Genomic DNA, 22,633 nt, shown 5'->3' with positions numbered 1-22,633 from the left:
CGTCGGCGTATTCGAGGAGATTGGTCAACTCGGTGAGAGCCGTTTCGGCTGTGTCGCGGCTGATCCACACGGCGTCTTTCGGTTTGGTACTCATAGTTGTCGATGGTGTCCTGTTGGGAGTCGATCGTCTATTGTCAGACTGTACGTCTCGACGCTGCACCCCTCTCGAAGGAGAAAAACGGCAAGTCGTCGTACTGATGCACCCCGTGCTGCGGTAGCGCTCGGCGGTGTTTCAGGCCTTATGTAACAAATGAAGTTAGTGAGATATGGTTTGTTACATAAGGGGCAAAGAGCTTGCTATCGGGTCACCCACAACCCCTGCTCGCCGTATTTTTCCCACATCGCCTCGCTGCTGAGGGTGGTCAGATCCTCGAAGTAGTCGCGAGCGTCTGCTTCGGCGTCGAACACGCTTGCGTCGTACCCAACCGACCCACCGACCGGGTACCACTGCTCCTCGTGGCCGCCAGACTGGAGCGCTGTCGAGATCTCGACTGCATAGCGGTCGTTCTCCCGTCGAGTTAGGCGAGCGAAGAGGCCGTGCTGCTCTGCTTCCGTCTCGTCTTCCAGAATTTCATCCACGCGGCTGTCTGCGAGGTCGCTCATCGTCCGTCACCTCGGTAGCTGCCTTCGAACATTTCGCCCGATCGGTGTGCCGCTGCACATTCTTCTTCGGGGCTTTCCGGCTCGGAGACTTCTCCGACCTTCCCGGCGAGTTCGCTTGGATCTAGCGTCCGGGTGTTTGGATGCTGCTGATGGTCTGTGCTTTCGATATGCTGCTTCGCTGGGGGCTGTGGTGAGCTTTCCATGCTGGAAATCCTCCACCACCCTCGGGTGAGAAAAACGAGGGTATAGCCAGAGTTGCTCCGGAAGCAGTGGTGTAGTGTCTCATTGCCTTATGTAACAGTTCGCCTTTCTGCCTGCCGTATTGTTACATAAGGCTTGTAGAGAAACCGAGGCGGATCGCTCGCTGAGCAATCACCGGTTGTCGATATAGTCGGACGTGAGCGTTCCGTCGGCTTTCCGATAATAGAGATACTTGTACGGCCCGTGCTTCTCGCCTTTTTTCATGCATTTGCAGGTTTCGTCGCCGCACGTGACCTTCTCCATCACGACGGTCCCGCCTTTTGCACTACTTCCGTCTTCGTCAACGGGATCGGCGTCGTCCGGCAATTCATCGTTGTCGATCGGCTGTTGAGTCCATTCGAGCAGTTCGTCGATATACTCACGGGTTTCCAGAAGCGATTCGCGCTCTTGTTTCGGGAACCCCTTGCGGAGATACTTCGGTAGTGAACCCGGAGCAGCCGGCGGCTCTTCTGAAGCCATGATTGTACCTTATGTAACATCCAGACCTACATAAGGATGCTTGTTGTTACATAAGGTAGTGATGCCAAGTCGTCCTGTCTCCGATCAGATGGTCTGATTGTCGTCCTTGAGACTGTCCAACAGAATCGTCTCAATTGTGTAGTAAGCGCGCACTGTCCAATCCGAAGGCCGTTCGTGCTTGATCGACCGGCGTGCTTCGAAGATGTTCGTGATCTCGGCGAGCGCGACAGCTGCCTCGCCACCGGTGTCGTACATCGCTCGCCACCGGACATCCCGATTGCCCGGTGCGAGAACTTCCCAACCGGCCTTCTTTGGGTGATCAAGTGCGAGTGCGCCCGCACTGCTGCCGTTGGGGTGGAATTGCTCTCGTTCGGCTTCGATCACCATCTGCCCGGAAACCTCTTCGACCTCGACAGACCACTCATTGTGAGCGTCTGTAAGCGCCTCTTTGATGCGAGGTGGGGTTTCGGTCGCACCGTCCGGTGATCGTCCACGTACCCCCATCAGTGACCCTCCTGTTCCGCGTGACGGTTGGCTTCAGGAGCGTGCTCGCGTTCGTCGTGAGTGAGAAACGTGCCGTAGTCCTCGGTCTCGAATTCACAACCCTCCACTTTGCACTTGTGAGGCGGCTCGGGCACGACGTTTGCGAGCGCTTCGGAGTCGAGTGGATCGATGCCGAGCTGTTCTGCGAGCCAGCGTGAACTCGCCGCGGCCCACAGCGTCCGGTTTCCGGGAAATGGAACGAAGAGATCCACGCTGCTGGAATCACTGTATGCTGTCGGCCAGTAGCTCTCGCGGAACTGGCAGATGGTGAGTTCGATGGTGAACCATCGGGTCTGAATACCGAAGTCTGAATGCTTGCTCATCTGTTTCTGCCTCACCGCTCCGGGCGCAGAAAAACGGGTTCTGCTGGGGCTGTCTCAGCTGTCGAGGGCCTGTGTCGAGTGGTGAATTCGCTCGTGTTCGCCGGGCCGAAGGGCTGGGCGGATTTCCGCAAGCGGCCAGAAGCGCGCCGCGCGTTCACCCCCGCCAGCGGTCGGCTCGCCTGTGGTTTCGCTGCGACTCACTGCGAAGGTGGTCTCGACGACGAACACATCCGAATCAGATGAATTCTTATTCTTTTCGCCACCCTTCCCCGTCGCTCCAAGAGCATGTCCTCCCGATTTGGTGAGCGTGAGCGCGTCTGGAGCGACATCGAGTGTGGTTTCTTCGGCGAGTTCTCTGGCAGCCGCCTCGCGTGGCGTCTCGCCATGCTCGATGACGCCGGCAGGAAGCTCCCACTGTCCCTCGAACGGTGGCCGATCTCGTTGGATCAACAACACGCGATCATCATCGAGAACAACCACTCCCGCAGCTGGACTCGGCAAGTGGAATACGTGGGTTTCACAGACCGAGCAGTACCCACGTGTATCGCCATCGAACTCGTCTGGCTCCAGTTCGGTACCGCAGCGGGGACAGAAGTTGGGCGTATATATTGACATAGCAGGGTGAAGGGGGGAACAATTCCCGTGGTGTTTCGACGAAGGGAACGATCCGCTGCTTGGCATCACTAGGGCAATTACCCTATCCAACAAACATATTCAGATACTAATAAAGGTGTTGGCCAATCAGCTGCTTCCAACAGCGTCTTCGAGACCGCTCGCATACGCGGTTGGAGACACCGTTTCGCTGAACTGGTCAGTGTCGTCGCTGTCCGTTTCCGTCTCGGTGAGTGCCTGCTCGAACCGGGATTGGTACTCGTGACTGGCTTGTTCGGCTTCGGCTTCAGCCGCGAGTACGCGCGCGTAGGCGCGAACGGTACTCTTGCTCGCCGAGAGAGTGTCGGCGATCTCTTCATTCGATGCATCTTGATCGAGGAGCTCGCGCAGTTGCGACAGCCCGAACGGTGCGTCGAAATCAGTGTCTCGGAAGAGGTGGAGACTGATCCGGGCGCGAGCGATCGTCTTGTCGCGGTTCGGCGTGCCGAGCGTTCGAGCGATCTCTCTGTCTCCCTCTCCAGCGTGGCAGCGCCGGACGACTGTGACGAGTTCGTCCTCGTCGAGCGAGGTCTGAATCCCGTACTTGTTGGTCATCTCATGGATGATGCTCCGGATCGTGTCGTCGCCGTTGGAGTTGTCCGCAGAGACAGATGCCCAGCGATCCTCGTGTTGGCGTTCGGTGGTGGAAGATTCGCCGGTGATTTCGTGAAAAATGTCTGTAAGCTGTTCGACTTTCTCGCTGTCAGTGTTCGTCCCGTCCATGAATCGTCTCGTCTTCAACTGTGTAGTTGTTCACTCTACTACTTGAATGTTTGTTCCAGTTGGTGGAGCGCAGTGTTCCCGATCTAGAAGCAGGCTGGACACACCATATTTTCGTTGTTATCGGCCGATACCAGGCCTCAAACACATGATATCGGATGATGTGATGAATCCAGCCTGCTACCGGCTCTTGTCAGTATGGATAATATGAGGGTGTCATGTCGCCGCTGGCAACAGCACTCTCGACATCCGAGACGGGACCGCTTTCGAGGTCGATCATGCGGTAGATGGCGCGGCCTCTCCACTCACAGTCGGGAGCGTGGGCGCAGTTGGCCTCTGCGACGGCCCCATTGTCACAGTAGGTGTACTCGCGGAGTTCGAGCGTGCCACCACAACGCGGACAGTCGTCGCCGATCTGGACATAGTGATGGCCGACTCTCGCCGTGATGTCGGCTGGTGCGATGTTGACGTCAAGGAGTTGGCTGATGGCGTCTTCGAGTGCTTCCAGTCCGGTTTCGCGGTCGTCTTCGGCGACCGGAACTGGGTAGTCCGTGAGCGTGATCGTGACTCGTTCTTCGGTTGTCGTCTCGGTGCTGTCGCTGTCTGTGCTGTCTCCCATCATCAGTATCCTCTACCCCCTCTGGAGAGGACAAACCGCTGAAAGCATCATAGTCGCCTTTGCTGTTCGCAGAAAAGTGTCGCTTGAGGCTGTTCAGGTAGTGACGAACAGCTGTCCTTCGACCTCATAGAGGTAGCCCCGCATGAGCAGTTGGTGGATTGCCCGCTCTGCCTGCTTGTGAGAGAACGCTTCATCATCGACTAAGAATTGGTGTGCTTCGTCCCGTGGACAGCCCTGTTCCTCGCGGTCGGGGATTGCATCTGTGAGGTGTTCAAGAGCTTCCTTCGCTGTGGCCGACAGCGGCGTGCGGGGGTTTCGTGGCATAGGCTCCTTCTATTGTGCGCTTGTTGGAACAACTCGCAGATATATTGTCGGATCTCAACAGGAGGAACTGAACCTGTGTACGCCGACTCGGATCATCCTGACCACGCTCCGAGGTCGCTCTGTCCAATCGCGGGGCTGTCTCGCGTCTGGCCGGCCTCCTCCTGGACCCACTCGCGTGCCAGTTTCAGGGCGACAGCGAGCCCGCATTCTTCTGGCGGGTTTGCGATTTCGTGTTTCTCGTGGTCGTGCGCTCGCAGCCACGGCGCGAGGGCAATCGTCGCGTTCCCGCTCCCGCGCCACACTTCGACGTAGAGATATGCTCGCGTCTCCAGACTCGGTTCTGTCTCCGGAGGACGTCCACCCACCATGCTGACGGCCTTCTCGGTATCTCCCTGCCGGTAGCAGACGGTATGCTCGCGCTCTTCGAGGTAGTATCGATCGAGAACGAAGCCAACCGGCGGGTCGAACACTGCCTCTTCGACGTGTGGGTGGTCCCAGCGCTCCGGAATCTGTCGTTCCATCCACGCGACCGCGCGCTCGACACCCCACGCCGTCGCTTCAGCTTGCGTCTCGCCATCCTCGAGCGAGCGTTCCACGGGTTGAATCTTGCTGCAGAAGCCGTCTACACGGTCGTCGAAGACGGCGACACGAACACGATCAGTAATGCCGGAGAAGACGCCGACCGACCGCTGTGCTGACTCGCTGATCCAGACGTGGCCGTTTTTGTTCGATTTCGGCGTGTGGACCCACCCATTCACCTCTGCGGGAAGGCCGAATCCCTCGGGGAGAGGTGGTTTGTTGACCATGCCACTCAATCAGTTTTGAGAGGTGTGTCGAGCCGGACAGCGGCCACGCGGAACGTTGCGACGACCTCGTCGACGGTAGTCGCTGCATCTTCGCGCTCGATGGTGAGGTCGATCTGCCGGCGAACTCTGTCGGGATCGTGCTCGTATCGCCAGATCGCCTGCTCGACCCGAGGGTGCGTCAGCAGGTTCGTCTCGATGTCGAGATCGTCAGTGGCCCGGAGGACGGCTGCACTCGCGTGAATACGATCGCCGTAGCCGTCAATGTCCTCGCGGAGTGCGTCGAGCGCACTCTGGAAATCGAGATCCGCTACTTCATGATTGGCCATCACGGTCGGCGCGATAGTCTCGTCAGCACCGGCCGAAAGCTGGCGCTGGGACTCTATTGAGTTGCTCATTGTGTGACTCCTTCCGACTCGCCGACGCTGTCTGACTGATCGTCCTGCTCACTGGAGTCGGGTTTTTCTGGACTGTGGTCGAACGAGTCGTACTGAACAGTGCCATCGGGCCAGACGCTCCATTGACCGGCAAGCAGCGGGAAGCGAGCTTTCTCGTGACCGATCGTCTCGATCACGAGATGCTCTTCGAGGTGGGGAGCGATCCGTTCGAGGAACTCCTCGGCATGGCCGTATTCGTGGTCGACAACTGACCCATCTTCGTAGATGGGTTTCGACGGGTCGAACGCGGCATAGCCGTAGATGCTGATGATGGTCTCTTCGTCGGGACTTTCTTTCACCTCGATGTTGACTTCGGTGTGTGCACCCCAGAAGTTGTACTCGTCGGCGATTGCTTCGATCCGGTCTTTCGCCTCCGGATCGACTTTGCTCCACGTCGAACTGGTGGTAGCTTGCAGTGTTGCCATGGTGTTCACGGGAACAGAACTGGTTTCGCTGTCCCTCACCGCTCTCGAGGAAGAAAAACGAGAGTTACATGCCGAGCTGCGGATAATCAGGATCGCTCGAATCGTAGCCGTACACGTCCCCTACGTCGGCTTCGCTCCGTTTGCATACGTACCACAGCAGATCGTCCTCATCGCGTTCAAAGAGGGCAGCATCGCTGTTTTCCTCGACTACGTACCAGGTGTCGTCCTCGCCGTTGAACGCAAGTAGGAGATGTCCGTCTATGGTTTTGGCGTAGCCGGCGATCACCTTCCCGGAGGCGTTGAAGCCGCCGAGACTGAGAAGCGGGAAGAATCGCTGTACTCCGCTCTCGTCCAGCGCAGCGGCTTCGTCCATCGTGAGAAACCGATCCGGCAACCCGTCTGCGAGACCGTCGGGGAGATCACGCATCTCTGCAGGGCTTCCTGCACAGTCGTGGAGTCGTTTTCTCGTGAGGGTGGTGAACTCCTGCCCGCATGTGTCGCAGTGGTGTCCCATGTTTCACGATCCTCTCTTTGAGCTCCGCACAACGAGGCTGATGCGGCCTGTTGGTCTGCTCGATGGCGTCATTGGTCTGGCTTCTTGTCCTCGTCTTTACTTCCATGTTCGTGTTCATGACCGTGTTCACTCTCGATGCGCTCACGGAGTTCTGTGGGAAGCTTTGCCAGCAGGTGGCTCGTGGAATCGCGGACCATCTGTACCGTTGGATGCTCACGAGTCGGCAGGAGGAACTGGTAGGCGGGCTGCTCGCGGTCGGTGGCGTCGTAGAGCGTGAGTGCCGGCAGATCCTCGCCGTAGCTGTAGTCGACGAAGAACGCACCGCGCTCGGGGACACCGTTGAGACCGATTCGCGTGAACGAATCAGCCGAGTTCCGGTCTGATGGCTGCAGCTTGACGAAAGAGTCTCCGGATGCGTTGGAGATGCCACGGACCATTCCGGGACCCGTGACCGGCGCTCCGTGGCCAATGCGCCCCTCACAGTAGGCCGCCCAGACGAATGGAATCGCGAACGCATCGTCTGCGAGGTCAGCATACTCCGACTGGGGTGCCACCATGATGTCGTCACCACGACGCCCGCGATAGCGGTAGTAGTCGGTGTCGATGTTGAAGAGCTGGTCGTACTCAAGGCCAATCTGCTCGATGGTAGCCTCGTAGTCCGGCTCTCCTTCATCGTCCGTCGGGAGCTCCCATCCGGGGGCGCGTTCGTCCACTGCTGGGTTCTCGTTCGGTGAATCTGTACTCCGATATCCGTCTCGTCTGCTAGCGGTGCTGTTGTTGCTGGTATCGGCCTCTTGAGCGGTGTTTCCTGCCTCCGTTTGATTAACTGTCTTGCGAACGTAGGTCGCTCCGTCTTGCCGGTAGGTGTATTTCTTGGATTGGGCAAACTGGTTGAGGCGCTTGAAGACGTCTCCGGCGAGGATACCGAGTGCCTGCCGTCGCAGACTCTCTTTCGGCACAGCGTCGTCGATCCATGGCCACACATCCGCTCTCGGCTTGTGCTGGCCATGTTCGAGGATACTGAACGGGAAATTCTCGTAAATCGTTACCGTCTCGCTCAAGAGCGTCCGAACGTCAGTAGTATCGAACGGCGTGAGCACCCCTGTGTCATTGGCAAGCTCTCGCAGCATCCGTTCTGCGAGCACCTTGACCTTGACCTCGTAGTCGGTTTCGGACAGGCGTGGCGTCATTTCGGTAGTCAGTTCGCGGTCACTACTGCTGTCGGTGTGCTCGTTCATTGGCATTGTGGGCAGTACGCCCGGACGCCGAGGATACGCTCGCCGCGCACGATCTTTGCACCATCTGCTTCGCTCGTCTGGGCTCCGCAGCTCCGGCAGCGGAGTTGATTCGCTTCGTTTGACATGGTTTCAGACCTCTCGCTCCTCATGGAGATGAAAAACAATGGTGTGGCCGAGCCTGCTGTTCCTGCTCAGCGCGTTGCGAACATCTCGCTGTCCCGCGGGTCGATCTCGAAGGGGATGTACGTTGCCGGGCGTCGCGGGGTCAGCAGCTGGTCTCTGTAGCGGTTGGGATCTTCGGCAGCAAGATCGATTGTGAGCCAGTCGTCGGCGGCGAGTGCTTCGACCCACCAGTGGACAACCCCCAGCTCCATTGCCTCATCCATCGACGATGGCTGACTGTCTTCATCCGGATGGTCGAGTCCGCCACGAACGATGTAGGCGGTAATATCACGCTCACGGAGTTCGTCGTACAGCCTGCGTGCGTTGTATGGACAGTCCCCGAGCAGTTCGGAACTGTCGTGACCATCGGCGGCGGCCTCCATGGCATCGATAACCTGCGTCCGTTCTGTGATTCGACCCATCAATTCACCTCTCGGTATCGATGGAGTTGTTCGATAAGCCGGTCGAGCTCCGCGCTCCGAAACGGCTGGCCGTCGAACGGGTCGTCGTACTCGGCGACACCGAGCGCGTCGATACGGAGCCGGTCCCGAAGCTGGTCGGCTGTCACTCCCCACGTGCCTGTCTGGTAGCTCGTGAGCAACGAGTAAGCACGCTCGACACTACATCGTCCCAACCGGGTCGATTTCGCGGTGTACGTGAGGGCCCTGAGCGATGCTGTCGAGCTGCCCTTGTGGTGGTGATCGCGGTCGGTCTTTCGCAGCAGAGAGACGACCGTCTCGCGTTTCTGGTCAATGGTCATGGTTGAATCTGGTAGCAGGTGGTCTGACAGTGAACAGGCGGAATTCTCCCTTTCTCTCGACTGGGCTACTCGTCGCCCTCGTCGTCATCAGTGGTGACGACGGGCGCGATACTGTACTCGACGTGGCCTGCGCCATCGGCAATGTCGAACGCGACCAGAAGGGGACTGTCCGTCCCGAGCGCGAGCGTGACTTCGGTTCGCTTGTGGATCGGCCGTCTGATCTGGCGCAGGTAGCCGAGATTGAACGTTGACGCGACTGGCACAGCACCGACGAGCAACTCTTCGATATCGGCTGCCTCGTGGGGTGCAACGAGTCGATCGCTATCGCCGTTGGCTTCCGCGACGAAGCGTTCGCGAGTGTGTTCGATCCGGAAATCGACTTCTGTAGCGACATGGCCGGCGGCCTTCATGACCCGCTTCAGCTCGCCGCCTTCGAGCACACAGACCGATGGATGGTCTGCTTCATCGAGTTCGGAGACCGCGGACATCTGGGTACTTTCGTTCATCTGAAGCGAACACTCCACCCCGTCCGCTTCGACGTTGAGCGTCTGGCTGTCCCCATCGAGCGTGAGGCGCATCACGTCGCGGTTCGAGGTCATGCGCGTCACCTCTCGCAGGCGACTCGTTTGGATAGTGATCTTGCCGGCCGTCGCTTGGTAGCTCTCGCACGCACTCGCGTCGAGACGCACGCTCCCCATCGTCGTTCGACTGTCGTTGACGACGTTCCCGGTCAGTCCGTCTGGCGTGACTTCGAGCTGGAACTCGTCGTTGACCGTCCGAATCGCATCGAGGAATCGCTGCACGCGCCCAACTGAAACCGCTGCCGTGAGCGTTGGACACTCCGTTTCGGCCGTATCTGTATCCACATCGTCTGGTTGAATCGACGCGGTAGCGCTGCTCTCGTCGTATGTGTGACTCTCTGTCGACATTGGTTGTTCCCTCCACCCCTACGGGGGAGAAAAACCGTGGCTGGTCACTCGTTATCGCTTTAGCGGACAGTTCTGGTTAGAATATTAACTAATTCGGATGAAACAGTTGCTAAACAGCGTACACCGAGTGCACGCAGTTTAGAATCNCACTCGTTATCGCTTTAGCGGACAGTTCTGGTTAGAATATTAACTAATTCGGATGAAACAGTTGCTAAACAGCGTACACCGAGTGCACGCAGTTTAGAATCAGTTAGAGTGTACCCTTCCGACGGCAGATGATGAGTTCACGGACCCGAGAGCCGTGCTCAACGTCTGATTCGAGATACGCCGTCAGGATAGCCTCGACGATTTCGGAGCGACTTGCACCGAGATCAGCGCACTCATCAACCAGTTCATCGATCTCAGAAGCTATCTCATCGTCGATCGAGACTCCGAATTTCGTTTTCGCCATCTCTAAGACAAACTTAGAGAGGCGTGCACTAAGTGCACGCCGATTTAAACCATTTATTCCGGGTTTCGCTCTGGTTCCGATGATTTGTGGGCTAAAGCGATAACCAGTGNCTTCGACGGGCAGAATCGCTATCAACAGGACATCGCGGCCAAGAGCGTCGATCTCGCTACCTCTCTCAGCTATCGAGATGCCGCCGATCACGGCGACGGCTTCGTCTCGATGCCGTCGCCAGACACCATCAACCGCCGTGCCAAAGAATACGGCAGCAAGCTCAAGCAGTTCCTTCCTGACTGTGTTGCCGGAACGGACGCTGACGCGATTATNACCATCAACCGCCGTGCCAAAGAATACGGCAGCAAGCTCAAGCAGTTCCTTCCTGACTGTGTTGCCGGAACGGACGCTGACGCGATTATCGCCGACGGAACGAAGTGTCACAGCCAAGACGAAGATCGATCGTACCACTCCGTTCAAGCAACGCTCGGCGAGGATACTGCTGAGGACTCACGGTCCCTGCTGGATCTGTCGATCAATGCTGACTGGGACGAGACAGCGGCCGCTCTCGATGACATCGGCGCAGTCACTGACGACGCTACGGTCGTCAGTGACGCTGATGACAGTATNGACAGCGGCCGCTCTCGATGACATCGGCGCAGTCACTGACGACGCTACGGTCGTCAGTGACGCTGATGACAGTATCGTCACGGCATTTACTGACGAAAGCCGCAAGCATCAGCTCGACCTCGTCCACGTCGGCCGGACGCTAGGCTACAATCTCTGGGATGACGGCGTGTTCTCCTTGGAGCGGCGCACCGAGATCGTTACAGAAGTGATCGACGAGGTGTTCCATCTGAAGAATTCGGTTGCCAAGCACCGACCTGAGGAGGAGTTCGCGGCGATCCGCGAACGGATCGCGCGAACGACCAAGCGTATTGAGAAGACAGCGTGGCAACTCTCGCAGTTCGGTTCGAGGAAGGCTGCGGGGTATCTCCGGCGGTGGTTGCCGTCGATAGTGACGTTCGCCGAGCAGGCTCTTGAGGGGTTCGAGGTACCGTGGACCTCGAACCCCGTGGAACGAGCGATGGGAGAGGTAGCGAACCGATGCAAGAACCAATGGATGCGCTGGACAGAAGCCGGGTTAGAGGCATTGCTTCAACTCAGACTCGTGAAGTACGCCAATCCAGGTCACTACCGAACGTTCTTCGACGAACTCCTCAGTCGATCAACCAAAACAACCATGAGCTGTGACCTCTCAGTGNAGTACGCCAATCCAGGTCACTACCGAACGTTCTTCGACGAACTCCTCAGTCGATCAACCAAAACAACCATGAGCTGTGACCTCTCAGTGGAGGCTACCAGAGGCAAAGTCTAGAGGACTTTGCGACACCACCAATCCTTTGTCGACGAGCGTGTCGAGATTCGGGTAGAGTCGTCCATGGTGGATCTCCTTCTCGTAGTATTCTTCGAGTTCGTCCTTGAGCTCAAGCCCGTTCGGTTCGTCCTCGCTGGCAGCCACGTACAGCAGGTCGCGCTGGAAGCCAGTCAGATCATACATATCTTAGGGATGGTTATTCAAAGACTAAAACACACCGAAACTCGGAAACTCTGTTGTCCTGTCTGATTCAGAGGTCGCGAGATTGGACTGTCTTGCGGTTGTTGGCCTCTGCTCGCCGTGCCGCATCCGCCAGCAGGTTGGCTACTTCGCTATCGAGCGCGTCGTAGAAATCCGATAAGACGTTCTGGTCTGCGAGCTGTTCTTTGACCGCCGCTTTGACGATGAGATCCGTCATGCAGCCTGTACTCCCGCCTATTCGCACTTATACGAAGGACAGGCGCAATACCCACGGCTTCAGCCCTGTCTCTTACCCATAAGTCCTACAACCGTAGCTGACGAAGCGAGAATAGGAGATGGGAAGCTGTTCGAGGAGTTGGCGACCGGAAGTTGATGCTGAAGGGGAGCTGTGTGACATGGATGTATCAGGTTGGATTCGGACTGAGTTTCGATCAGCTGATTTTGGAGATAAGCGTCTTACCGACCGATTAGTTCAACTTGGCGATGAACTCGGCAGTTCACCTGCCGAGTCCATCCCAGCCGCCTGCGATGGCTGGGCGTCCACAAAGGCTACATACCGATTTTGCGATAATGACAGTGTGGACCCGAATGAGATTCTCTCTGCTCATAAGCAGGCACAATGGTCACGAGTGAATCAGACAGACGAGCTTTTGGTTGTCTCCGGTACTACTGAACTTGTCTTTCCGAGGCATCCATCAAAGGAGGGACTTGGCGATATCGGAAATTCTACAACGGATCTGGAAGGCGTCAAAGTCCACTCAACCATTGGGATTGATCCACGAACATATCGTATGACAGGGGTCATCGATCAGCAGGCGCTGATCGAAGACCAACAGGCTGGCACCAAACACGATACAAACGGTAAAGATGAGCCGACTCAGTTGGAAAGTGAACAGGAGAAATGGATTCGTGGTGATAGACAAGCCACTAACTGGCTCCCCGAAGATGTTCGACCGATTTTCGTCCACGATCGAGGAGCGGATGCATTCTCATTTCACGCCGAAGTTGTCGAAGAAATAGATGATGCTGGCTTTGTCGTGCGTGCTAACCAGAACAGACGGATACGAACAGAGGATGGAGAGATTGACAAACTCTTTGACTGGAGTAGCGACCTTCCCTCGGAAGGTCGCACGACGATCGAGATTCAGCAAGGCGGTGGAAGACAAGCACGTGAGGCAGAACTGTCGATTGTAACGGGAACGTGTGAGCTTCTTCCACCACAATACGCACCGGCTGGGAAGGACCCAGTAACAGTGAACGTTGTGCGGGTCGACGAGATCAGCGAGGCTGACGACCCGATTCAGTGGGTGTTGCTCACCACTGAATCGGTCGAAGACTTAGATGATGCACTGACAGTAATCGAATATTACGGTGCTCGCTGGACAATAGAAGATTGGCACAAAGTGCTGAAGACGGGATGTGAGATCGAAGAACGGCAACTTCAGACTTGGAAGCGTATGGAAGTGTTGCTAAGTATGTACTCTGTGATTGCCTGGAAAGTACTACGGCTGCGAAAACTTGCACGGGGCGAGACACCAACGTCTCCTGATGTTTTGTTGAGTGAGGCAGAGCGTACGGTTCTGGAAATGAAATTTCCAGAACTGTGTGGCCATGATGGCAAAGCCTACGCTGTAAGTGTAGCGAAGCTTGGCGGATATCTGGACCGCGGCTCCGATCCTCCACCAGGCTGGCAGACGATGTGGAAGGGACTCAACAAGTTGCGCATGTGGGCAGAAGGCTACGAACTCGGCACTGAATGAGCGCTTCCACCGCTCATTCAGCGAAACTCGAAATGAAGTTACCCTTGTCGCCAGTTTCGCTGGATAGTAATGGATAGGAAATCGCCACTTAACCGGAATAATGAGCATTTCCTGACTAATTTTCTCTTTTCAAATCAGATTCAATTGGTTTTTCTCTCCATTTCTGGCTTATGGGTAAGAGACAGGCCTTCAGGCGTGGGAGGATGTCAACTCAGCTCCATCGCCGTGCTCATGGATTGAAGTGATAGATGTACGGATGGTTCCCCTTGTCGGCGGGCATGATCTTGTCGAGGATCTGCTGGACTTGCTCCTCGGAGATGCCGCTGGCGATGATCCGCTCGTCGTAGATGGCGAAGTACGCCTCATTGAGGTTGAGGTCGCGTAGCTCCCGCCCCAAGCTTCGGGCACGTGCCTTGCCCAACTCCTCGTGATAGATGCGCTCCAACTCCGGACTCTTGTCCGTGAGCGTCTCGATTTCGTTGGCGTACCGCTCTCTGTTGCGCTTGTTTTTCATGTAGAAGCTGAGCTGCTCGGTGTCGGATGTCTCGGCCTCTTTGCCGGACGCGGGCAGCGTCTCGATGATGTCAAACCGATGTTTGGCTTCCTCGTAGGCGTCGTCGATGTCCGTGCTGATGGAGCCGCCGAAGACGACCGGCTGGATCGCCAGCCACCCATCGATTATGATCTTCCCCTCGAAAGGCAACAGTGCAGTTTGAGATACCAGCAATGGCAACGCCTTCTCCTTCCAGTGAGCACTAAATGGGGTGTGAGCAGCCTTCACGCCAAACGCTTGCGGCGGCTCCTCCCAGTCGAGGAAGACCGCGTACTCCGCCAAGTGGCGCACCACGACGAACTCGCCGAACACATAGTCCGTCCACTGCTCGACTGCCTCCAACTCATCATCGGGGATGTCGGCTGGGTTCTCCGCGACGAAATCGGCGATCAGTTGTTCCGTGTCCTCTTCGTACAGACAGTTCCGGATCGGTCGCAACTCCGCATCCTCTCGCTCGCGCAGATCGTCGTACGTCTCGATGCCGTTCACAATATCGTATTCGGTGTTGACGTGCGCGAGCAGATTCCCATAGAGTTCGATGAACCGTTCACCGGCGGCCTGCTCGATTTGTCGTCCCATCACATGTGTCAGCGGTCGGCGAGGCTGAAAGCGTTCTCCTCTTCGGGCTGGCTTCTGTGCGTGTCTCTCGATTCATGGAGATATGGGCGCGTCAGGCGTCGATTGATTGAATTTCTCTACCACATCCCGAAGGCGAAAATCACTCCCGATGGAACGAGGGAACCACGGCCAGTTTTCACTTGGACCGTTGAGGGCCCTCCAGTACACCTGTCGTGGATGAATCACCGGTTCGGGGAGGCTCCGGTGGTTGAGACGCTGCTTTTTCGCAAACATCGTCGCGGTCCTCGAGATTAACGTCCTCCCAGCGAAGTCCCTAGCGTCGCTCGTCGCTTCTGTCGCGAAGAATCTTCGTGCCTCGCACCCCGGGAGTGCGAGAGGAGATAGGCCAAGCACGCAACACACGACGACCGAAGAGGCAGACGGCGTATCAACCGACGGGACACGCGTCCGTCGATCGGTCCGGAAGCATGCCAACCACGGGAGAACGCCACCACCGATCCGAGGGATTATCCCCGATGCGCCACGTACCCGCGTCAAGTGAACGCATGAGCGCCCCTTCCGGCGACCCTACCGTGACCGTCGTTTGTCCGGAGTGCGCCTCCGAGAACATATCGAGCACTATAACTCCCTAATCGCGAGCTGATAACACGTCTGTGGATCAGCGTACTCCGGTCGTTCACCATTCAGCGCCACGTGCCAGCACCCACAATTTGAACAGAGATTGATGATTTTGAACCACCCTTCAGCCACGATAACAACGAGCTCTGCTGTGTCGGACTTGGAGGACACCCCTTCCTGTGAGTGCCACTCTACAGGGTGAACTAAGTCGTAGTTACCGGCTTGCTGAATGGCCTGTAATTCCGTCTCGGTTAGAGGCCGGTCTGGAAGTGAGTCAATCATTGGCATCTGGTATCACTCCGTGTGGTAGGTACCATCTGATCTTGAACGTCAGGTGGTGAGTGGGTTTCGCTACAGAAGCTCACACTCCAGAACGGACGAATCAGGAGAGAGACCTACCTCGTCACCGCAAATCAGCCTTCGCCATCTCATCGAGGAACGCTGGACGGTTCGAGTGTTTCTCACAGAGGCGATCGACCAACGCCTCGAAACGGTCGTTGAGGCCAAGCTCGCGCAACTCCTCTAAGTGGCCGACGATGGTCTGGTAATGACCACGCCCCGTCTTTTCAGCGGCGAACGGCTCAAGCAGTTCCTCGTAGATCTCGTGGTACGTCTCTGGATCATACTCTCCGAGTTCGTCGCGATATTTCCGCAGGATCGGGAGGCCGCGATCAGTGGGTCTGCCGAGCGAGCGTGGTGAGTTGTCCGTTCGGGCACGTTCTATGACGAGATCGAACGCCTCTCCTCGTCGCTTCTCGCGGAGGTAGAGTTCGATCAGCGTATGGATGTGATCTTCCTCGGCCAGTTCCTCCTCAAACGACGCAACGCGCTCGTCCCATTTCTCGGGCGAGCTGCGCTGCTTCAAGGCTTCGTAACACGACCAGTCGCGAGCTTCCACGAACCGCCGTTCGACGTGGTACTCATACTGTTCGGACGAGCGGCCCTCGTAGAGTTCGACAAGCTGGGGACGGAGCCGCGCAGTGTCAAATGCCTCGAGACCCTCCTCCGCAACCTCGATTGCCCGTGATTCGTCACCGATTTCCCGGAGAAACGCGACGTAGCGCCGATAGAAGAGTGGACTCTCCTGGTAGTACTGCTCGTACAACTCGCGGACCCGCGCGTCCTCCCCGAGAAACCCGAGGCAGCCCAGATAGGTCTTCAACGGAACGGAAATCCCGACTTCGGTGGGATCGCTCTCGCCCGCGAGGAGATCGTCGGGGAGGTGCTCTTCGAGGAGTGTTGCATAGTACCGCACGTCCGCTTTGGTGGAACACAGGTCGTCGAGCATCCACCCGTACGTGTCCCTGAAGAAGCGGTAGAATCGGTCCTCCGACCGCCATTTTTCGAAAAGATACTCGATGTGCTCCCGCTTCTGTTCGTGAGAGAGATCGGCCGCTTGGAGGCATTCGAAAAATGCCTCAAGTTCCTCAACGACGGCGTCCTCGTGGTACTCGGGCACGAGGTCGGTCTCCTCAGCGCGCACCTCGACCATGGCACGATAGATCAGTCCCGCCTCAACCGGCTGGTCCCGCTCCTCGAGGCGCTCCGCGCGGTGTTCGAACCCGGTGAACCGCTGTGGCGGTCCCGAAACCGGTGGCTGGCGATCTTCCGCAGGGTACCGGCTGGCCAGTTCGCGTTTGTAGTCCGCGAGCGTGCGCCCGTCAGTTTGGTCGCTGACAGTCGCGAGAAACCGCCTCCGGAGGTCCACATCGCCCGTGAACGCCGTGGACAGAAATTCGCGGAGGTCGTCCGGGTCGGCGCGCTCCAGCCGGCGCTCGACGGCCGGCTGCTCGTCTTCCAGGTCATCATCAGCAGCCGCGAGCCATGTGGCGACGACGTGCTTGCAGGACCCGCTCCCGTCGTACGGACAGGTGCACGAGGCGCGCAGATCGTCGGCCAATTCGATCTCGACCGCGTACGGCGTGGGCTGGGAGCCTTGGACGGCCGCCGAGATCGTCGCTCCGTACCGGTCGAGCCGAACGACACGGCCGTCCTCGTGGTAGTCAACGCCCCGGTCGAAGACCGCAGTCGTGCAGTAGTCCTTGATGCGATCGATGGTGTAGGTCATTAATGTATCGTCGCAATCACTCGGGAAATCATGCTTCTGTCGATCGATACCAGGCCTACGGCCCACGGTTCACCTCCCGCCGAAGCCGTTCCCCGATATCCGTTCCGCCGGCCGCATAGTCCAGCGCGAGATCCGTCACCGTTTCCTGCCAGTCCTGCACCTGCTCCATGAGGTCCTCGAATACCTCTTCGTCGGTCTTGTCGGCACCGCACACCGTGCGGACGACGACCCACCCCTCATCCGGAAAATGCTCCAGCACGTATCCGCCCGTCACGATCTGGAGCGGGAGACGTTGAGTGGTTTCATCCTCGGGACTGCCGCTCATCAAGGGGAGCACAGTCAACACTTCCTCGTCTTCCTCCAACTGGCCAGCTACCTCAGGCAAAAGCGGACGATTCGGTAGCGCTGACACGACGTCCCCGCGCTTGAGTCCACTCTTTCCCTCCGCTACCAGTTTCCGTGTCTGTTCGGCGTCGATGTCGGCGGGTCCCGGGCAGTCGTGTAATCGAAGCCGCGTTAACGTCCCGAACGTTTCGCCGCAGTCTTCGCACGTGCGGGTCATCGGTATCTGCCTCTGCGTGGGGACGGCCGTTCAATGTTCGGACCCACCCAGGAGGTGATGATCGTGGATACCGTCGATTACTTGTCGAGACCGGTGCTCTGTTGAATCGAGGGATGACGGCGGGATAGACCGTCACATCGGTAAGGACGAAGCCAAGGAAGACCAATATGGCTGAAGTCGATCTCCTCGACTTCGTGAAGACGAATAAGCGTCTGGTCAGACAAGCTTCGGGGACGAACGCGGGCGAGTCCACCAACGGACTCGCCCGCTGGAAACACGTCATCATTCACTGTTATCGCCTCGAAGACGACCATATACACTCGGACCCGAGTTCCCCCTGGCCCTTCTCAGAGTCTTGATGGTTCAGGGATCATTGCTTCCGATCAGAGGAGAAACTGTTGAACAAAGCACATCCAAGTGTATAGCTACCGCGAAACCGAAATCGTCTCCGGTGTTTCAGCGAACTCCGTGAGATCCTCGAAGTCGACCCCAGCGATGTTCCGGACTACTCCACGATCTACAAATCGTTCGATCGGCTCGAAATGCGGGTCTGGCGGGCGTTGCTCCGCGTTTCAGCGGAGCAACACCCACAGTCCGGTCACGTCGCTCTCGACAGCACGTTCGTCTTTAGCTAAGAATCACATCGCGATACAACAACGGAGTTCTGTTGGAAGTTTTTCAAATAATCAAAGAATCAGTTACTGCATAGAATGATGAGTTATTGAAACAATAATCGTGGTACAGAATTCACTACTCAAAGACTCACGGATAGCAGACAATCCAAAATCCCAAATTCAATGAGTCAATGATTCATTGATCTCCAGGCAGGACAAATAAAATTTTAGCCTGTCAGTGGAATGTGGCATTGAATTCAGTTTTCGGAGTTCTAGATCGACGTTGAATGTCTGACGAAGATTTATGAGTCATTGAATCAATGATCGAGCTATGGGCGAATCACCTCGTGGATGGGGCGTCACGTCATCGACCGGCATCCCCACGACCGCCTTCGGGAATCAGAAAGGTGGGACTGGGAAGACAACGGCGACAATAAACAGTGCAGCGGCACTGGCCTCTCGGGACCACGATGTCCTTGCGATCGATATGGACCCACAGGCAGATATGACGAAAGGGCTGGGTTTGGGTCCAGGTGACGATGATGAGTTATCAAGAATTAAGAATGATCTTCCAAACACACTCGCTACGGATGATGAAAATCTTCTCGACGTCCTCGTCGACAATCCGCGCACGCACGACACAGCGCTTTCCGAAATAGTGATCCACAACGACGAGTACGAGCACTTGAATTTCGATCTGGTGGCGAGTCACAAGGACATGGGGCTTGCTCGGGACTGGATGGATGATGCAAGCGCCCGTCTCGCGTTGAAATCGGCTCTCGAGGAGTTAGCTGACGACGGCTACGACTACGATTTCATCTTAATCGACTGTCCACCTGATCTCTCAGTCCTGACGGATGCAGCGTTCATCGCAGCTCAGAACGTTTTCTTGGCTGCGCAAACACAAGCGACATCACGAGATGCCCTTGACGACCTCTGGGACCAGTTGGAATCCATTGAGGATAACCAACAGATCGAGATCGCAATCGTGGGGCTGCTGGCGAACATGTATCGAGACGATGGTCAGTCGCAGAAATTCCTCGGTGTGTTCGACGAATCATATGCGTCGTTGGCACCAATTTTCAAACTCCCAATGCGGGTAGCGATACAGCGCGCGTGGGACAACGGCTCCGATATTTTCGAATGGGAGGACGCGAACGATCAGCAAGTGGAGCGCAACCTCTTCTTAGAGGTTGCTGAGACAATGGAACGGGCGTTCGAGAAAATACAGGTGGAGGTATAACTATGCCCCGAGGAATGAACGAACGATTTGAGGACCCGTCAGACGAAGCAGAAGCCGAGGATGCTGCGGCCGACCATGAGATGATGGAGACCACAACAGAAGTAGATGATGAACCGTTGAACATCCGGGAGGATTGGGATTCAGCTACGATATACGTTGAACCGGAACAGAGCGAAGATATTGAGGTCACATTCACGCGGCTGAAAAAGCAGCTGAAACGAGAGAACGTCACGCTCGAGAAGAACAAGCATTTCTACCGTGGGATTTTCGAAGTCGCGTTCGGCGAACACCGCGAAGAGACGAAAGAGAAGATTCGTGAACTGGTAAAAGAAGACGCTGATCAGTGAATCAGTGAATCAGTGAATCAGTGAATTTACTCACCTAACAAATTGGCGAGTTCGTCATGCATAGCTTCACGTCGGTGCTTCCGACGTTCGGTTTCTGAAAGGTAGTTATCAAGGACGATTCCAGGATCAGAACTCCCCTGGTCTTCGGCAATCGATGTGTACCGCTCGGCGATCTGGCGTACTGCGTCACCATAGAGCGAGTACCAGAACCGCCGGCCCATTTTTGGTGTAGGCGTCTCCCCGGCAACGGTCACATCTGCACTCTCAGCAAGCACAGCAAAGCGGTTTCGCATGGTGTCGGTTACGATACACCCACTCTCGGATGCCGAAGACGGAAAGAGATACCCAGCTCAGTCAGGGTCGTCAGCGAGCGTATCGGTGCGAGCGGTGAGGTTTTCAATCCCAATGAGCAGCGAAACCGTTCCGGGACCGTTTTTGCGTTCTCCTTCCTGAAACACCAGATGGGGGTACTTCTCGTCTTCCTGTCCAAAATTGACTTGATCAGCACGAAGCGCACACAGCTCAGAAGGTCGAAGCCCCCACCCAGCGAGGCCAATCACGAGCAGACGATCTTCGAGACCTTCGGCAACTCGGTAGAGCGAACGGACATCGTGCGATCGAGGGCAGGTTGTCCCACTCCGGCCGATCCCACCCGAAACGTTTCTCCATCCGATCGAGCGGGTTGTAGACGGCACGGCCCGCATCGAGGAGGTAGTCGTAGAACCGGCGCGTATCTTCGAGGTACTTGAACTTCGAGGCAGGCGTCCCCAGCACCTCGTCCAAGACATCGAAGACTGCGAGCGCGCGGTCGATTTCAGCAGGACGCTCACGTTCTTCTTCGAGCGGTGCAAGCAGGTCCGCTGTCTCGTTGACGTCGACGTAGAGGTGGGTGTACTTCTTGAGACGAGATCGGATTGGCATGACGGTCATCTCTGGATGCCCGCGGCGATCGAGGAGTTCGTCGACGTACTCGTTGAGGATTGAGCGCGTCGAGTTGTGGTCAAGTTCCCAGTAGTCGTCTGCGTCGTCGCTGCCGACGTTGAGCCGACCATAGAACTCGGTGGGCGTGAGGTCATGATCACGCTGGAGCGCTTTGATGAAGCCACTGAATCCGTGCTCGGTCATCCACTTGTAGGACGGACGGTCGGCTTCGGGATCGAGATCGTCCTCTTGCATCGCCGGGGCGGCCTCGTTCCAGTAGAACGCTTCGAGGTCGTCGAGGTTTGGTGGTCCAGCGGTAGCTCATGGATGCTTTGAGAATAGCTGAAAGGGTGGTGTATGCGGTTCGTTGGTTTTCGGCGGAAGGAACGGCTTCGCTCTGTGAGCGTGTCATAGAAAGCGTCACATACGAGGTTGCAGGGCGTTGGAATTGTGTCCAGCAAAGCCAACGCCCTGCAAAACGTAGCTTCTGTCGACGACTTCTTGAANGAGCGTGTCATAGAAAGCGTCACATACGAGGTTGCAGGGCGTTGGAATTGTGTCCAGCAAAGCCAACGCCCTGCAAAACGTAGCTTCTGTCGACGACTTCTTGAATGTCGCGGCGACCGAGACAGTCCCGCTGTTTGAGTACCTCTCATTCGAGTTTCTGCTGGAGTACGACGTGTTCGCCCCCTGCAAACGGGGGCGAACACGAGTTCATGAACCACCAGAACTCTTCCGCGGCTTTCTCCACTGCTACTACGAAGACGTCTACGGCACTCGTCCCGTCGCACGGGAACTCCAGAAGCCGCTGGTTTGGCTGAGCTGTGGCTTCGATCGACCGCCGTCGCGAGACGCGGTCGATCGCTTTCTCACCGACCTCGAACACGTCGTTGACGATGTCTTTGATCATCTCGTCGAGCAGGCCGCCGTTCGGGGCCTGCTCGACTCTACGTACCGAATCGATTCGACTCACGTCGAGGCGATTCCGTGGAACGACGATGCCTCGTGGAACTACGACTCAACTGCTGAAGAGCACTACTACGGCTTTGGCTGTACGATCGTCTCGTCGGGAGCAAAGATTCCCATCGCAGCGGAGTTCACGCCAGCAAAGCAAGCGCCAGAAGAGACGGCGATGCGCGTCACGCGTGACGCGCTCGCCGTCGAACACCCGGTCTGGATGCTCGGTGACAGTGCGTACGACACGCTCGACTGGCACGACCGCCTGCTGGAAGCAGGGGTCGTGCCAATCGCCCCGTACAACCCGCGAAACACCGACGATCCGCTCGATATCGAGTACCGGGTCGAAGACCGCATCGAAAAGCACAGCGAGGACGTTCAGCTCAAGCGCTCTCTCTTAGACGAGACGTACAACCGCCGGACACAGGTTGAACGAACGAATGACGCAGTCAAGGATTGCGGCCTCGGGCCCGTCCGCGCCCGAGGCCGCGTCCACGCACGAGCGCAGGTCTTCCTCGCGCTGTGTCTCCGAGTCGTCGTCGCGATCACCAACGATGAACGAGGAGACAACCCTGGCCGCGAGATACTCACATCATGAGACGGATTCTATGACACGCTC

At 57.0% G+C, this 22,633-nt stretch carries 27 protein-coding genes and 5 pseudogenes; 7 read left to right on the top strand and 25 right to left on the bottom strand.

Annotation, left to right across the window (positions count from 1 at the left end):
• Positions 1-297: 297 nt before the first annotated feature.
• The 17 genes from C451_RS01320 to C451_RS01240 all read right to left on the bottom strand — a co-directional run bounded on the left by C451_RS01320 (position 298) and on the right by C451_RS01240 (position 10,222).
• The gene (locus C451_RS01320; protein WP_007736825.1) at positions 298-603 is read right to left on the bottom strand and encodes a hypothetical protein; all 306 of its coding nucleotides are present in this window, start codon (positions 601-603) and stop codon (positions 298-300) included.
• 372 nt (positions 604-975) lie between these two features.
• Positions 976-1,323 (bottom strand): DUF6788 family protein, encoded by a 348-nt coding sequence (locus C451_RS01315; protein ID WP_007736823.1) that lies wholly within the window; start codon positions 1,321-1,323, stop codon positions 976-978.
• Between the two features lie 84 nt (positions 1,324-1,407).
• Positions 1,408-1,827 (bottom strand): hypothetical protein, encoded by a 420-nt coding sequence (locus C451_RS01310; RefSeq protein ID WP_080503416.1) that lies wholly within the window; start codon positions 1,825-1,827, stop codon positions 1,408-1,410.
• Positions 1,827-2,189: a hypothetical protein gene (locus C451_RS01305; protein WP_007736821.1), complete on the bottom strand. Its 363-nt coding sequence runs from the start codon at positions 2,187-2,189 to the stop codon at positions 1,827-1,829. Before C451_RS01305 ends, C451_RS01310 begins: the two co-directional genes overlap by 1 nt.
• A 54-nt stretch (positions 2,190-2,243) precedes the next feature.
• Complete coding sequence (locus tag C451_RS01300) at positions 2,244-2,804, bottom strand: NUDIX domain-containing protein (RefSeq protein WP_152420321.1); 561 nt, start codon at positions 2,802-2,804, stop codon at positions 2,244-2,246.
• A gap of 126 nt (positions 2,805-2,930) precedes the next feature.
• Entirely contained in the window at positions 2,931-3,581 is a 651-nt protein-coding gene (locus C451_RS01295; protein ID WP_241431137.1) for a response regulator receiver protein, read from the bottom strand.
• Between the two features lie 172 nt (positions 3,582-3,753).
• Positions 3,754-4,179 carry a hypothetical protein gene (locus tag C451_RS01290; RefSeq protein WP_152420320.1) on the bottom strand — a complete coding sequence of 142 codons (426 nt, stop codon included), beginning with the start codon at positions 4,177-4,179 and terminating at the stop codon, positions 3,754-3,756.
• Positions 4,180-4,272: 93 nt separating this feature from the next.
• Positions 4,273-4,503, bottom strand: a complete 231-nt coding sequence (locus C451_RS01285; RefSeq protein ID WP_007736811.1) for a hypothetical protein — start codon at positions 4,501-4,503, stop codon at positions 4,273-4,275.
• 92 nt (positions 4,504-4,595) lie between these two features.
• Positions 4,596-5,309, bottom strand: a complete 714-nt coding sequence (locus C451_RS01280) for a hypothetical protein (protein WP_007736810.1) — start codon at positions 5,307-5,309, stop codon at positions 4,596-4,598.
• A gap of 5 nt (positions 5,310-5,314) precedes the next feature.
• Positions 5,315-5,704 (bottom strand): hypothetical protein, encoded by a 390-nt coding sequence (locus tag C451_RS01275; protein WP_007736800.1) that lies wholly within the window; start codon positions 5,702-5,704, stop codon positions 5,315-5,317.
• A complete protein-coding gene (locus C451_RS01270) occupies positions 5,701-6,168 on the bottom strand; it encodes a hypothetical protein (RefSeq protein WP_049912647.1) in 468 nt (155 codons plus the stop codon). Before C451_RS01270 ends, C451_RS01275 begins: the two co-directional genes overlap by 4 nt.
• Positions 6,169-6,232: 64 nt before the next feature.
• Positions 6,233-6,682, bottom strand: a complete 450-nt coding sequence (locus C451_RS01265; RefSeq protein WP_049912645.1) for a hypothetical protein — start codon at positions 6,680-6,682, stop codon at positions 6,233-6,235.
• Between the two features lie 68 nt (positions 6,683-6,750).
• The gene (locus C451_RS23435) at positions 6,751-7,926 is read right to left on the bottom strand and encodes a hypothetical protein (RefSeq protein WP_241431136.1); all 1,176 of its coding nucleotides are present in this window, start codon (positions 7,924-7,926) and stop codon (positions 6,751-6,753) included.
• 185 nt (positions 7,927-8,111) lie between these two features.
• Positions 8,112-8,504 carry a hypothetical protein gene (locus C451_RS01255; RefSeq protein WP_007736794.1) on the bottom strand — a complete coding sequence of 131 codons (393 nt, stop codon included), beginning with the start codon at positions 8,502-8,504 and terminating at the stop codon, positions 8,112-8,114.
• On the bottom strand, positions 8,504-8,842 hold the full coding sequence (locus C451_RS01250) for a hypothetical protein (protein WP_007736792.1): 339 nt from the start codon (positions 8,840-8,842) through the stop codon (positions 8,504-8,506). Before C451_RS01250 ends, C451_RS01255 begins: the two co-directional genes overlap by 1 nt.
• Positions 8,843-8,907: 65 nt before the next feature.
• Entirely contained in the window at positions 8,908-9,771 is an 864-nt protein-coding gene (locus C451_RS01245) for a hypothetical protein (protein ID WP_152420319.1), read from the bottom strand.
• A gap of 250 nt (positions 9,772-10,021) precedes the next feature.
• A complete protein-coding gene (locus C451_RS01240; protein ID WP_007736788.1) occupies positions 10,022-10,222 on the bottom strand; it encodes a ribbon-helix-helix domain-containing protein in 201 nt (66 codons plus the stop codon).
• A gap of 111 nt (positions 10,223-10,333) precedes the next feature.
• Between C451_RS01240 and C451_RS01235 the strand changes: the two are divergent.
• Positions 10,334-11,591: pseudogene (locus tag C451_RS01235) on the top strand (hypothetical protein); the annotation flags it as partial.
• Positions 11,592-11,606: 15 nt separating this feature from the next.
• Here the strand turns inward: C451_RS01235 and C451_RS01230 are convergent.
• A pseudogene (locus tag C451_RS01230) lies at positions 11,607-11,774 on the bottom strand (helix-turn-helix transcriptional regulator); the annotation flags it as partial.
• Between the two features lie 67 nt (positions 11,775-11,841).
• Positions 11,842-12,009, bottom strand: a complete 168-nt coding sequence (locus C451_RS01225) for a hypothetical protein (RefSeq protein WP_007736783.1) — start codon at positions 12,007-12,009, stop codon at positions 11,842-11,844.
• Positions 12,010-12,127: 118 nt separating this feature from the next.
• Here C451_RS01225 and C451_RS01220 point away from each other — a divergent pair, with 118 nt between their 5' ends.
• Positions 12,128-13,552 (top strand): IS4 family transposase, encoded by a 1,425-nt coding sequence (locus tag C451_RS01220; protein ID WP_049912641.1) that lies wholly within the window; start codon positions 12,128-12,130, stop codon positions 13,550-13,552.
• A 229-nt stretch (positions 13,553-13,781) separates the two neighbouring features.
• Here the strand turns inward: C451_RS01220 and C451_RS01215 are convergent, their stop codons facing one another.
• From C451_RS01215 to C451_RS22730, 4 genes and pseudogenes are all read right to left on the bottom strand, one after another.
• Complete coding sequence (locus tag C451_RS01215; protein WP_007736781.1) at positions 13,782-14,684, bottom strand: hypothetical protein; 903 nt, start codon at positions 14,682-14,684, stop codon at positions 13,782-13,784.
• A 156-nt stretch (positions 14,685-14,840) separates the two neighbouring features.
• Positions 14,841-15,073 (bottom strand): annotated as a pseudogene (locus C451_RS23430) (integrase); the annotation flags it as partial.
• Between the two features lie 632 nt (positions 15,074-15,705).
• Positions 15,706-17,370, bottom strand: a complete 1,665-nt coding sequence (locus tag C451_RS01210) for an SWIM zinc finger family protein (RefSeq protein ID WP_007736780.1) — start codon at positions 17,368-17,370, stop codon at positions 15,706-15,708.
• A 55-nt stretch (positions 17,371-17,425) separates the two neighbouring features.
• Positions 17,426-17,932 (bottom strand): hypothetical protein, encoded by a 507-nt coding sequence (locus C451_RS22730; RefSeq protein ID WP_007736779.1) that lies wholly within the window; start codon positions 17,930-17,932, stop codon positions 17,426-17,428.
• 167 nt (positions 17,933-18,099) lie between these two features.
• On the opposite strand from C451_RS22730, the pseudogene C451_RS23425 reads away from it, so the two are divergent.
• The 4 genes and pseudogenes from C451_RS23425 to C451_RS01190 form a co-directional block, all read left to right on the top strand.
• Positions 18,100-18,258: pseudogene (locus tag C451_RS23425) on the top strand (IS5/IS1182 family transposase); the annotation flags it as partial.
• A 107-nt stretch (positions 18,259-18,365) separates the two neighbouring features.
• Positions 18,366-18,555, top strand: a pseudogene (locus C451_RS20375) (IS5/IS1182 family transposase); the annotation flags it as partial.
• A 322-nt stretch (positions 18,556-18,877) separates the two neighbouring features.
• Entirely contained in the window at positions 18,878-19,789 is a 912-nt protein-coding gene (locus C451_RS01195; protein WP_007736777.1) for a ParA family protein, read from the top strand.
• A 14-nt stretch (positions 19,790-19,803) separates the two neighbouring features.
• Positions 19,804-20,136, top strand: coding sequence for a hypothetical protein (locus C451_RS01190; protein ID WP_007736776.1), 333 nt, complete (start codon positions 19,804-19,806; stop codon positions 20,134-20,136).
• A 26-nt stretch (positions 20,137-20,162) separates the two neighbouring features.
• Here C451_RS01190 and C451_RS01185 read toward each other — a convergent pair whose 3' ends face one another.
• On the bottom strand, positions 20,163-20,390 hold the full coding sequence (locus C451_RS01185) for a hypothetical protein (protein ID WP_152420318.1): 228 nt from the start codon (positions 20,388-20,390) through the stop codon (positions 20,163-20,165).
• Between the two features lie 268 nt (positions 20,391-20,658).
• Positions 20,659-21,312, bottom strand: a complete 654-nt coding sequence (locus tag C451_RS01180; RefSeq protein ID WP_007736774.1) for a hypothetical protein — start codon at positions 21,310-21,312, stop codon at positions 20,659-20,661.
• A gap of 301 nt (positions 21,313-21,613) precedes the next feature.
• On the opposite strand from C451_RS01180, the gene C451_RS01175 reads away from it, so the two are divergent.
• Entirely contained in the window at positions 21,614-22,612 is a 999-nt protein-coding gene (locus C451_RS01175; protein WP_007736773.1) for a transposase, read from the top strand.
• The last annotated feature ends 21 nt before the right edge of the window (positions 22,613-22,633 follow it).

The organism is Halococcus thailandensis JCM 13552 (assembly GCF_000336715.1).
GTDB classification, from domain to species: domain Archaea; phylum Halobacteriota; class Halobacteria; order Halobacteriales; family Halococcaceae; genus Halococcus; species Halococcus thailandensis.
This window is presented reverse-complemented; position numbering and strand designations above follow the sequence as displayed.

What these genes read in the sequence shown, in the direction of transcription:
- C451_RS01320 (WP_007736825.1), bottom strand. Translation starts at nt 603, where the DNA reads ATGAGCGACCTCGCAGACAGCCGCGTGGATGAAATTCTGGAAGACGAG.
- C451_RS01315 (WP_007736823.1), bottom strand. Translation starts at nt 1,323, where the DNA reads ATGGCTTCAGAAGAGCCGCCGGCTGCTCCGGGTTCACTACCGAAGTAT.
- C451_RS01310 (WP_080503416.1), bottom strand. Translation starts at nt 1,827, where the DNA reads ATGGGGGTACGTGGACGATCACCGGACGGTGCGACCGAAACCCCACCT.
- C451_RS01305 (WP_007736821.1), bottom strand. Translation starts at nt 2,189, where the DNA reads ATGAGCAAGCATTCAGACTTCGGTATTCAGACCCGATGGTTCACCATC.
- C451_RS01300 (WP_152420321.1), bottom strand. Translation starts at nt 2,804, where the DNA reads ATGTCAATATATACGCCCAACTTCTGTCCCCGCTGCGGTACCGAACTG.
- C451_RS01290 (WP_152420320.1), bottom strand. Translation starts at nt 4,179, where the DNA reads ATGGGAGACAGCACAGACAGCGACAGCACCGAGACGACAACCGAAGAA.
- C451_RS01285 (WP_007736811.1), bottom strand. Translation starts at nt 4,503, where the DNA reads ATGCCACGAAACCCCCGCACGCCGCTGTCGGCCACAGCGAAGGAAGCT.
- C451_RS01280 (WP_007736810.1), bottom strand. Translation starts at nt 5,309, where the DNA reads ATGGTCAACAAACCACCTCTCCCCGAGGGATTCGGCCTTCCCGCAGAG.
- C451_RS01275 (WP_007736800.1), bottom strand. Translation starts at nt 5,704, where the DNA reads ATGAGCAACTCAATAGAGTCCCAGCGCCAGCTTTCGGCCGGTGCTGAC.
- C451_RS01270 (WP_049912647.1), bottom strand. Translation starts at nt 6,168, where the DNA reads ATGGCAACACTGCAAGCTACCACCAGTTCGACGTGGAGCAAAGTCGAT.
- C451_RS01265 (WP_049912645.1), bottom strand. Translation starts at nt 6,682, where the DNA reads ATGGGACACCACTGCGACACATGCGGGCAGGAGTTCACCACCCTCACG.
- C451_RS23435 (WP_241431136.1), bottom strand. Translation starts at nt 7,926, where the DNA reads ATGCCAATGAACGAGCACACCGACAGCAGTAGTGACCGCGAACTGACT.
- C451_RS01255 (WP_007736794.1), bottom strand. Translation starts at nt 8,504, where the DNA reads ATGGGTCGAATCACAGAACGGACGCAGGTTATCGATGCCATGGAGGCC.
- C451_RS01250 (WP_007736792.1), bottom strand. Translation starts at nt 8,842, where the DNA reads ATGACCATTGACCAGAAACGCGAGACGGTCGTCTCTCTGCTGCGAAAG.
- C451_RS01245 (WP_152420319.1), bottom strand. Translation starts at nt 9,771, where the DNA reads ATGTCGACAGAGAGTCACACATACGACGAGAGCAGCGCTACCGCGTCG.
- C451_RS01240 (WP_007736788.1), bottom strand. Translation starts at nt 10,222, where the DNA reads ATGGCGAAAACGAAATTCGGAGTCTCGATCGACGATGAGATAGCTTCT.
- C451_RS01225 (WP_007736783.1), bottom strand. Translation starts at nt 12,009, where the DNA reads ATGACGGATCTCATCGTCAAAGCGGCGGTCAAAGAACAGCTCGCAGAC.
- C451_RS01220 (WP_049912641.1), top strand. Translation starts at nt 12,128, where the DNA reads ATGGGAAGCTGTTCGAGGAGTTGGCGACCGGAAGTTGATGCTGAAGGG.
- C451_RS01215 (WP_007736781.1), bottom strand. Translation starts at nt 14,684, where the DNA reads ATGGGACGACAAATCGAGCAGGCCGCCGGTGAACGGTTCATCGAACTC.
- C451_RS01210 (WP_007736780.1), bottom strand. Translation starts at nt 17,370, where the DNA reads ATGACCTACACCATCGATCGCATCAAGGACTACTGCACGACTGCGGTC.
- C451_RS22730 (WP_007736779.1), bottom strand. Translation starts at nt 17,932, where the DNA reads ATGACCCGCACGTGCGAAGACTGCGGCGAAACGTTCGGGACGTTAACG.
- C451_RS01195 (WP_007736777.1), top strand. Translation starts at nt 18,878, where the DNA reads ATGGGCGAATCACCTCGTGGATGGGGCGTCACGTCATCGACCGGCATC.
- C451_RS01190 (WP_007736776.1), top strand. Translation starts at nt 19,804, where the DNA reads ATGAACGAACGATTTGAGGACCCGTCAGACGAAGCAGAAGCCGAGGAT.
- C451_RS01180 (WP_007736774.1), bottom strand. Translation starts at nt 21,312, where the DNA reads ATGCAAGAGGACGATCTCGATCCCGAAGCCGACCGTCCGTCCTACAAG.